This is a genomic window from Blastomonas sp. CCH1-A6 (assembly GCF_001556365.1).
Taxonomy (GTDB): domain Bacteria; phylum Pseudomonadota; class Alphaproteobacteria; order Sphingomonadales; family Sphingomonadaceae; genus Blastomonas; species Blastomonas ursincola.
This window is the reverse complement of record NZ_LSIS01000211.1, coordinates 1-588: the sequence shown is the minus strand read 5'-3', so window position 1 is coordinate 588 and position 588 is coordinate 1. Positions and strand designations below refer to the sequence as shown.

The 588-nt window shown below is 63.4% G+C and carries 1 protein-coding gene; it reads right to left on the bottom strand.

What is annotated here, in order from left to right:
- Positions 1-588, bottom strand: a 588-nt coding sequence (locus tag AX735_RS25760; RefSeq protein WP_202189543.1) for a tail fiber domain-containing protein, incomplete at both ends; no start/stop codon positions are given.

Below are 588 nucleotides of genomic sequence, written 5' to 3'. Positions count from 1 at the left end.
TCCATGTGCCGCGCACCGGGTTCAGCGCGTCGATGAAATCGCCCGAGCCGGTCAGCGGTGAGAGGTTTTCCTTGAGGCGATAGTCGGAGCTGGTGTTGTAGGCCGTCGCTGTGGTCGTGACCGAGATGCTGCCGACTTCCGTGCCCTGGCGGCGCAGGGAGATGACCGAGCCGTCGCTGCTCAGGCGGTTGAAATAGCCGCCGAACGTGTTGACCGATGTGGCGGAAAAGCTGCCGCTCGGATTGATCTCGACACCCTGAACGGTGACATCCGAATCGGCCTTGCCACCGACGAATGGGCCGGTCTCGAGGAACTTGAACCGATCAACGTTGGCGGTCGCGATGACGATGGGCTTGGACCCGAGCGTGCTCAGCTTGAGCTGGGCAGTGGGCTCCGCCTCGAGCAGGATCTGGTCTGCCGTGGCGAACATATAGCCGCGGTTCGTGCTGGCGGTGCGAAATGCCAGCACAACACCTTCGACGCCGTCCATCTGGAACGTCGTGCGGTTGGTAGCGCCATAGGCAGCGGTGGTCGCGCCGCCAAAAAGTAGGTTGTTGGTGCCAGCAACGGCAAGCCGGAGCGCGCCGC